Below are 8,799 nucleotides of genomic sequence, written 5' to 3'. Positions count from 1 at the left end.
CAGCGCCGCCGCCCTCGTTCAGTGAGCGGACTTATAAGAGAACACCCACAAACAAGTCAACACACCCATCGTCAAAAAACTGACATTTTTCTCAAGATGCTGAAATTAAAAGGTAATTTCAGAGATACGGCCCCCAACCCGGGAAAATGCCTCCTTTATGTGGCGACTGGTCCTGTTCCGGGAAACATGCAATAGGAACGGATAAGAGTTTCAGCCAGACCGGGGCGTCCGACGCCCCTTATAAAGCCTAGAATTGGAGAGCCCGTGCGCATTCTCGATGAAGCCGTCATTCCCGAGCTGCCGAATTACTACCGTGGCAAGGTGCGGGAAAACTACGATCTGCCTGACGGCAACCGCATCATCATATCCACCGACCGCCTCAGCGCATTCGACCGCATCCTCTCCTGTATTCCCTATAAGGGACAGGTATTGACCCAGACGGCGCGCTACTGGTTCGAACAGACGAAGGATATCTGCCCCAACCACGTGGTCAGCTATCCCGATCCGAATGTTGTCATCGGCAAAAGGCTTGAGATATTGCCGGTCGAGGTGGTGGTTCGCGGATATCTGGCCGGCACCACCGGCACGTCCATCTTGACGCTCTATAAGAAGGGCGAACGGCATATGTACGGCATGAGACTGCCGGACGGGATGAAGGACAACCAGATTTTGCCCGAACCGGTGATCACGCCGACGAGCAAGGCCTTCGACGGCGGTCACGACGAACCACTGACGCCCGCAGAGATCGTGGAGAAGAAACTTCTGACGCAGGAGCAATGGGACACTCTCTCCCGCTACGCACTGGCGCTGTTCAGGCGCGGACAGGAGATTGCCGCAAAGCAGGGCCTCATTCTCGTCGACACGAAATATGAATTCGGCACGGATGAAAACGGCACGATCATCCTGGCCGACGAAATCCATACGCCTGACAGCAGCCGCTACTGGATGGCCGAGACCTATGAGGAAAGCTTCCGCAACGGCGCGCGGCCGGCAAGCTTCGACAAGGATTTCGTCAGAGCCTGGGTCGCCGAACGCTGTGATCCCTATAAAGACGACATTCCTGAAATTCCGCAGGAACTCGTATTGCAGACATCCAAGGTCTATATTGATGCCTATGAGCGCATCACCGGACAGAGTTTCGTTCCCGACGACAGCGGCGAGACGCCGCTAGCAAGAGTACGCCGGAACCTGGAGCAGTTCTTCCCGGGAGTCTGACCTTGAGCAAACCGATCGAACAGGCGAGAAAGGGTGACAGGAAGAACGACCGTCCTCCTGTCAAGCGCCGGCCTCGCCGTTCCGCCGAAGAGACGCGGCGGGACATTCTGACCAAAGCCGAAGAACTTTTTCGGGAGCGCGGCTTCAATGCGGTGGCGATTGCCGATATCGCCGCAGCGCTCGGCATGTCGCCCGCCAATGTCTTCAAGAATTTCAATTCGAAAAACGCGCTTGTCGATGCCATCGTCTTCGAACAGATCGGTGTGTTCGAGCGGGACATTCGCCCGCTCGACAAAAACCATCCACCGCTTTCAAGGTTGCGCCATCTCGCCCGTACGCTGATGGAGCAGCACCATCAGGATCTCAACGACAATCCGTATATATTCGAAATGATCCTGATGACGGCCAAGCAGGACATGAAATGCGGCGACTACTACAAATCCGTCATTGCAAACCTGCTTGCCGACATTATTCGCGATGGCGTTGACGAGGGAATTTACGCACCCGCCGACATTCCGTCTCTGGCGGAAACCGTGCTCCATGCGCTCACAAGCGTGATCCACCCCGTCCTCCTCGCCCGGGAAGACATCGGCAATTTAGCAACACGTTGTGATCAACTCGTCGATTTAATCGATGCGGGATTGCGCAATCCGCTTGCTAAGTGACGATTCCCAATTTACGTCACCTTCTCGCAATTGCTTGCGAAGCGCCAAAGCCTGCGCTTCTATGCGAATGGCGGTCCGGACAGAATGAGCGAAGGAGGCCCCTTAAGGGACCTTTACCTGTCGCCCCTGTTTCCCGGACACCCATCCGCCGAGCGACATTGCGCTTATAGTTGAATGCGACCATACGCAGGGAAGAACAATGAGCCGACGTATTTTACCCCTATTTGCTTCTCTGTGTGTAACCGCGATCCTTTCGGGATGCAGCGACGGCGGCGAGAGCAACCAGGCGGCCGGCCAGGCCGCCGCGCGTCCCCCGTCTCCGGTCAGCATCATCCTGATGAAGACCAGCGAATATCCTTTGACCACCGTTCTTCCCGGCCGTGCCAGCGCGTTCCAGACAGCGGAAATCCGCCCGCGCGTCACCGGCATCATCCGCGAAATTCCCTTCAAGGAAGGCAGCGAGGTCAAGCAGGGCGATGTTCTCTACCAGATCGAGGACAACACCTATATGGCGGAAGTGGCGCAGGCCAAGGCAAGCGTGGCGAAGGCCGAAGCAAGCGTTCCGAGCGCCGAGGCCAACCTTGCCCGCTACGAGCGGCTGGTCAACAGCGGTGCAACGCAGATCGAATATGAAAACGCCAAGGTGACGCTGCTGCAGGCCCAGGCCGATGTGGCCCAGACCAAGGCAGCGCTGGAAACCGCTGAAATCAACCTCGACCTCACCAAGGTCCGTGCGCCTTTCGACGGCATCACCAGCGCAACCGCTTTCAGCATCGGCAACGTGGTGACGGCAAACCAGACCACGGCCTTGACGACGCTGCGCCGCATCGACCCGATCTACATCGACCTGATGGAATCCAGCACCAATCTTCTGCGTCTGAAAAAGGCGATCTCGTCGGGCCAGCTCGGCGGCGATACGAAGGAAACCGGCATTCATCTGACGCTGGAAGACGGCACGGAATACAAGCATGACGGCAAGATCGACATGTCGGACATGGCGGTGAGCGAAACAACGGGCACCTTCTCCATCCGCGCCCTCTTCGACAACCCGGATGATCTTCTGCTTCCCGGCACCTATGTCCGCGCCACGCTGACCATCGGCAAGGAAAAGGGTTTCCGCATACCGCAGCGCGCGGCGAACCGTAACGCCAATGGCGAACTGACCGCAAAGTTCGTGACGGCGGAAAACAAGGTGGAAACCCGCACCTTCCCGTCCAGCCAGCAGTCGGGCAATGCCTGGCTGGTGACGGAAAACGTCAAGGATGGCGACAAGCTCATCGTCGACGGTTTCCAGTGGATTGCCGACGGTGCGACGGTCGCACCGGTTGAAGTGACCATCGACGATCGCGGTATCGTCGTTATGCCGCAGCAAGCTCAGCCTGCCGCCGCCCCCTCGAAATAAGCATGAGCACGAAACCCTCGGTCGAAGCTCGTAAAAGGTAAGGCAGGACTGCCATGGCCCATTTCTTTATCAGGCGCCCCGTTTTCGCATGGGTTATCGCCATCGTCATCATGCTGGGCGGCGCATTGGCAATTGCGACGCTCTCCATCTCGCAATATCCCGATATTGCGCCGACGACGGTGCGCGTCAGCGCGACCTATAACGGCGCCAGCGCCGAAACCGTCGAAAAATCGGTGACGACCATCATCGAGGACGGCATGACCGGCCTCGACGATCTCACCTATATGACCTCGTCATCCTCAACCGGCAGCGCCGAAGTGACGCTGACCTTCGGCAACAGCATTCTGCCCGATATCGCGCAGGTTCAGGTGCAGAACAAGCTGCAGCTCGTCCAGTCGCAATTGCCCGACACCGTGCAGCAGCGGGGTATTCAGGTCAGCCGCTCCACATCGAGCATCCTGATGGTGGGTGCGTTGATTTCGACCGACGGCAAACGCAATTCGGCCGATCTCGGCGACGTGTTCTCCTCGCGCGTCGAAGACCAGATCAAGCGCCTCGAGGGCGTGGGCAGCATCAACGTCTTCGGTTCCGAATATGCGATGCGCATCTGGCTCGATCCGTTCAAGCTCAACAAGTACCAGCTGACGACGGCCGATGTGACCAGCGCCATCGAAAGCCAGAACACCCAGGTTTCGGTCGGTTCCCTCGGCGCGGTGCCCGCGGTCAAAGGCCAGCAGCTGAACGTGACGGTGACGGCGCAGAGCCAGCTCACCACGGTTGCCGATTTCGAATCGGTCATCCTGAAAGTCGTAAAGGACGGCTCGACCGTTCGTCTCAGCGACGTCGCACGCATCGAAATCGGCCAGGAAACCTATGGCGGCGATTCCCGATCGAACGGCCGTCCTTCTGCCGGTTTCGCGGTCAACCTCGCCACGGGTGCCAACGCGCTCGATACGGCAGCGCGTGTAAAGTCGGCGCTTTCCGCCGTTGAGGGTTCGCTGCCCGAAGGCGTTTCGATCGAATATCCCTATGACACGACACCTTTCGTGCAATTGTCGATCGAGAAGGTGGTCCACACGCTGATCGAAGCGATCATCCTCGTCTTCGTCGTGCTTCTGGTATTCCTGCAGAATCTGAGAGCCACATTCATTCCGATGATTGCGGTGCCCGTCGTGCTTCTCGGCACCTTCGGCATCCTCGCACTGACAGGATATTCAATTAACACCCTCACCATGTTCGCCATGGTTCTCGCCATCGGCCTTCTCGTCGACGACGCCATCGTCGTTGTCGAAAACGTCGAGCGCATCATGTCGGAAGAGGGGCTCTCGCCGGTCGAGGCAACTGAAAAGTCGATGGGTGAAATCACCGGCGCGATCATCGGCATCGCGCTCGTGCTGACGGCCGTCTTCATTCCGATGGCCTTCTTCGGCGGATCTACGGGTATCATCTATCGCCAGTTCTCGATCACCATCGTTTCGGCAATGCTGCTTTCGGCAGTGGTCGCCATCGTTCTGACGCCGGCGCTTTGCGCCACGATGCTGAAGCCGATCGATCATCACAAGAAGCAGCGCGGACCGGGCGCCTGGTTCAACCGCGGCTTCGGCAAGACGACGGACGGCTACGTCTCCTCCATCGGCTACCTGCTGAAGCGGCCCCTGCGCGTGATGATTCTCTTCGCGATCGTGATCGGCGGCTGCGCCTGGTTCTTTTCCAAGCTGCCAAGCTCGTTCCTGCCGCAGGAAGACCAGGGTGTTCTTCTGACGATCATTCAGACCCCGACGGGTTCGAATATCGAGCGGACCAACGAGGTGGTGAAGCAGGTCGAAAACTACTTCCGCGAAAAGGAAGCCAACAATGTCGAATCCGTTTTCGGCGTGCTTGGTTTCAGCTTCAGCGGTTCCGGCCAGAACAACGCCATCGTCTTCACCAAGCTCAAGGATTTCGCCGATAGAACCGCACCGGATCAGCACGCAGCCGCCATTGTGCAGCGTGCGATGGGGACATTCTTTGGTTTCCGCGATGCACAGGTGTTTCCGCTTTTGCCGCCGGCCATTCAGGGCATGGGCACGTCGAGCGGTTTCTCGATGTATCTCGTGGATAGCGGCCGTAACGGCACCGAGGCACTGACTGCAACGTCCAAGGAACTGATCGCGCTTGCGACCAGCAATCCGAAGGTCAGTTCGCTCAGAAGCGACAGCCAGGACAACGAAACGCAGATGAAGATCATTCTCGATCAGGAAAAGATGGGGGCCATGGGCGTCGATCTTTCCTCCGTGAACCTGATGCTGTCGACGATCTTTGCCGGCCGGGATGTCAACGACTTCACCCTGAACGGCGAGCTCAAGCCGGTCTATGTTCAGGGCGATGCGCCCTACCGCATGCAGCCGGACGACCTGAAGTTCTGGTATGCCCGCAACACCAGCGGCGAGATGGTACCTTTCTCTTCCTTCAGCGAAGTGAAGTGGATCAACGCGCCGCCGTCACTGGCACGCTACAACGGCACGGGCGCGATCTCGCTTGAGGGCACCGCCGGCGCGGGCGTCGCTTCCGGTGACGCCATGGATGAAATGGAACGTCTGACGGCAAGCCTGCCGGGCGGTTACACGGTGGCATGGCAGGGTATTTCCTATCAGGAACGCCTTTCCGGCTCGCAGGCTCCGATGCTTTATGCGCTGTCGGTTCTGATCGTGTTCCTTTGCCTTGCAGCGCTTTACGAAAGCTGGTCGATCCCGTTCTCGGTCATCATGGCCGTGCCGGTCGGCGTTCTCGGCGCCCTGACCGCGGCCCATTTCTTCGGCCAGACGAACGACGTCTACTTCAAGGTGGGCCTGCTGACGACCATCGGCCTTGCCGCGAAAAACGCGATCCTGATCGTCGAATTCGCCAAGGAGCGGCAGGAGCACGGCTTGAGTCTTCTGGAAGCGACACTGGAGGCGGCGAAGCTGCGTCTGCGCCCGATCATCATGACATCGCTCGCCTTCATCCTGGGTGTTGTACCTCTCGCGATCGCAACCGGAGCGGGTTCAGCCGCGCAAAATGCAGTCGGTATCGGGGTGCTGGGTGGTATGCTTTCTGCAACACTCCTCGGAATTTTCTTCGTTCCGTCCTTTTTCGTCATCATTCGTCGCCTTTCAAGGCGTTAACAAAACAAAAATGGGCTGTGCCAACCGTTAATACGCTGCTAGAAATGTTGCCGATTTGGCAAATGCACGTTTCTACGGCATATCGATCGCGCAGCCCATTTGTCAGTAAGCCGCGCTCGGTAAGCCAACCAGAGAATTGGGAAAACTATATGCTGTCTATTCGCGCTACCCTTCCCCTGACAATGCTGCTGCTCTCAGGCTGTGTTGTTGGACCCGACCACAAGACGCCGGAAATCCAATTGCCGGGAAAGTTTGCGGAAGCCGGAAAAACCAGTAATGGCGACATCAGCAGCGTTGCATGGTGGACGGCCTTCAACGACAGCCGCCTGAACGGTTACGTTTCCACCGGCCTTGCGCAGAATCTCACCGTGATGCAGGCGATCGAGCGCATCAATCAGGCGCAGGCCCAGGTGATCGTGGACGGCGCCGGCGGCCTGCCGAGCCTGACGGGCAGCGGCAGCCACACGACCAGCGAGACCAAGGGCAGCTACCGTGACGTTCCCGTCACCAACGTGTCCAACGGCAGCCTCAGCGTTTCCTGGTTCCTCGACCTCTTCGGTCGCTATCGTCGGGCAACGGAAAGCGCCAATGCGTCGCTTGATGCCGCTTACTCCACCGTCGACGTTCAGCGCCTGACGCTGATTTCGTCCGTCGCCGCGGCCTATATTGACGTGCGCTATTATCAGGAGCGCCTGGCGATTGCCCGCCAGAACCTGGGCTCACGCCGCGAAACGCTCGATCTGACCAAGCTTCAGCTCGAAGCGGGTGCGGCCTCGCGTCTCGATGTCGTCCAGTCCGAAGGTCTGGTCAATTCCACGCTGTCGCAGATACCCGGCCTCGAAACCAGCTTCCGCAAGGCAGCCCATCGCATCGCCACCCTGCTCGGCATGCCGGCTTCGTCGCTCATCGCCGAGCTGCAGAAGGGCGCACGCCAGCCTGTTGCGCGCGCAGTTCCCCGCACCGGCATCCCGGCCGACCTGATCCGCAACCGTCCGGACATCCGCGTCGCTGAACGCAATCTCGCCGCTGCGGTCGCCACGATCGGTGTAACCGAGGCACAGCTTTATCCAAGCATCGAGCTTGGTGGCGCGATCACCCCGAGCTACAATTTCCTGAGTGGCGGCGGCAGGGGAACGGCCAATAGCTGGTCCTTCGGTCCAAGCCTCACCCTTCCGATCCTCGACGGTGGCAGACTCCGCGCCAATGTCGACATCGCCAACTCACAGGCACGCGAGCAATATCTCGTCTGGAAGGCGACCGTTCTCAACGCGGTGGAAGAAGTCGAAAACGCCCTGGCCGCCATCAATCGCGACCAGCGTACCGTCGACGCTTTGAGAAAGACCGTCGCCTCCTACCAGGAAGCACTGCAGCTCTCGACCGCCAGCTATCGTGATGGTGCATCGTCTCTGCTCGACGTTCTGGATGCCCAGCGCTCGGTCTCGGATGCGCAGGCAAACCTTGCCACGGCGATCCAGACGACCGCGCAGGACTATGTCTCGCTCAACGTGGCTCTCGGTGGCGGTTATGCCGTTGGACAGCCAGCCCCGAAGAAGTCGGCCGGCCCGACCGTGGCCGCCGCGAAGGGCATGTAAGAACGGCCCAAAAAGGCAAACAAAAAGCCCGCGTCTTTCGACGCGGGCTTTTTGCTGTTTAGGGCACAAAAAAGCACCGGTCACCCGGTGCTTTTTGTTTAACCAGCCATCAGGCTCAGCTCTTGGCGCGCTCAACGTAGGAATTGTCTTCCGTCGCGATGACCACGCGGATGCCGGCATCAATATGCGGCGGCACCATGGTACGGATGCCATTGGAGAGGATTGCCGGCTTGTAGGAAGAAGACGCCGTCTGGCCCTTCACAACCGGCTCCGTTTCCATGATTTCCAGCGTGACGTGGCGCGGCAGTTCGACGGCCAGCGGGTTGCCTTCATGAATCGAAAGAACGCAGGTCATGCCTTCCTGAAGATAGGCCTTCTGGTCGCCCATCGTATCGACGTCGACAACGACCTGATCGTAGTTTTCCGGGTTCATGAAGTGGAAGCCTTCGCCATCTTCATAAAGGAACTGGAAGTTCAGGTCTTCGACGAAAGCGCGCTCGACCTGCTCGGTGGTGCGCCAACGTTCGGAGACCTTGACGCCGTCAACGATGCGGCGCATGTCAACCTGCGTAACCGGCGTGCCCTTGCCTGGGTGAAAGTTCTGCGCGGTAAGAACGACGTAAAGCTTGCCGTCCACGTCGAGAACATTGCCCTTGCGGACGGATGAGGCGATAACCTTGACCATATGACTTCCTTGTAACTCGATGAAATGCGTCGTAAAGGACTGCGCGGCAGCACCGGCCCCGGCAGACGTTTTGTCTTTTTTCTGGGGCGCAACTACC

General features: G+C 58.7%; 7 protein-coding genes. 6 read left to right on the top strand and 1 reads right to left on the bottom strand.

The window, feature by feature from the left end; all coding sequences use genetic code 11:
• The 6 genes from OK142_RS14940 to OK142_RS14915 form a co-directional block, all read left to right on the top strand.
• Positions 1-195: hypothetical protein (locus OK142_RS14940; protein WP_498683581.1), on the top strand; the 195-nt coding region annotated here is incomplete at its 5' end.
• A 69-nt stretch (positions 196-264) separates the two neighbouring features.
• Complete coding sequence (locus tag OK142_RS14935; RefSeq protein ID WP_498683579.1) at positions 265-1,215, top strand: phosphoribosylaminoimidazolesuccinocarboxamide synthase; 951 nt, start codon at positions 265-267, stop codon at positions 1,213-1,215.
• A 2-nt stretch (positions 1,216-1,217) separates the two neighbouring features.
• Positions 1,218-1,880, top strand: coding sequence for a TetR family transcriptional regulator (locus tag OK142_RS14930; RefSeq protein WP_082182911.1), 663 nt, complete (start codon positions 1,218-1,220; stop codon positions 1,878-1,880).
• A 199-nt stretch (positions 1,881-2,079) separates the two neighbouring features.
• On the top strand, positions 2,080-3,282 hold the full coding sequence (locus OK142_RS14925) for an efflux RND transporter periplasmic adaptor subunit (RefSeq protein WP_035241128.1): 1,203 nt from the start codon (positions 2,080-2,082) through the stop codon (positions 3,280-3,282).
• Positions 3,283-3,335: 53 nt separating this feature from the next.
• Positions 3,336-6,425 carry an efflux RND transporter permease subunit gene (locus tag OK142_RS14920; RefSeq protein ID WP_498683578.1) on the top strand — a complete coding sequence of 1,030 codons (3,090 nt, stop codon included), beginning with the start codon at positions 3,336-3,338 and terminating at the stop codon, positions 6,423-6,425.
• Positions 6,426-6,574: 149 nt separating this feature from the next.
• Positions 6,575-8,017 carry an efflux transporter outer membrane subunit gene (locus tag OK142_RS14915; protein ID WP_035241130.1) on the top strand — a complete coding sequence of 481 codons (1,443 nt, stop codon included), beginning with the start codon at positions 6,575-6,577 and terminating at the stop codon, positions 8,015-8,017.
• Positions 8,018-8,132: 115 nt separating this feature from the next.
• On the opposite strand, the gene efp is transcribed toward OK142_RS14915, so the two are convergent.
• Positions 8,133-8,702, bottom strand: coding sequence for an elongation factor P (gene efp / locus OK142_RS14910; protein WP_003492258.1), 570 nt, complete (start codon positions 8,700-8,702; stop codon positions 8,133-8,135).
• Positions 8,703-8,799: the final 97 nt, after the last annotated feature.

The sequence above is a fragment of the Agrobacterium sp. BT-220-3 genome, assembly GCF_025910175.1.
Lineage (GTDB): Bacteria > Pseudomonadota > Alphaproteobacteria > Rhizobiales > Rhizobiaceae > Agrobacterium > Agrobacterium oryzihabitans.
The sequence above is the reverse complement of the archived record's forward strand: the minus strand, read 5'-3'. Positions and strand labels throughout refer to the sequence as shown.

Coding starts and splice junctions, on each gene's coding strand:
- OK142_RS14925 (WP_035241128.1), top strand. CDS start 2,080: ATGAGCCGACGTATTTTACCCCTATTTGCTTCTCTGTGTGTAACCGCG.
- OK142_RS14920 (WP_498683578.1), top strand. CDS start 3,336: ATGGCCCATTTCTTTATCAGGCGCCCCGTTTTCGCATGGGTTATCGCC.
- OK142_RS14915 (WP_035241130.1), top strand. CDS start 6,575: ATGCTGTCTATTCGCGCTACCCTTCCCCTGACAATGCTGCTGCTCTCA.
- efp (WP_003492258.1), bottom strand. CDS start 8,702: ATGGTCAAGGTTATCGCCTCATCCGTCCGCAAGGGCAATGTTCTCGAC.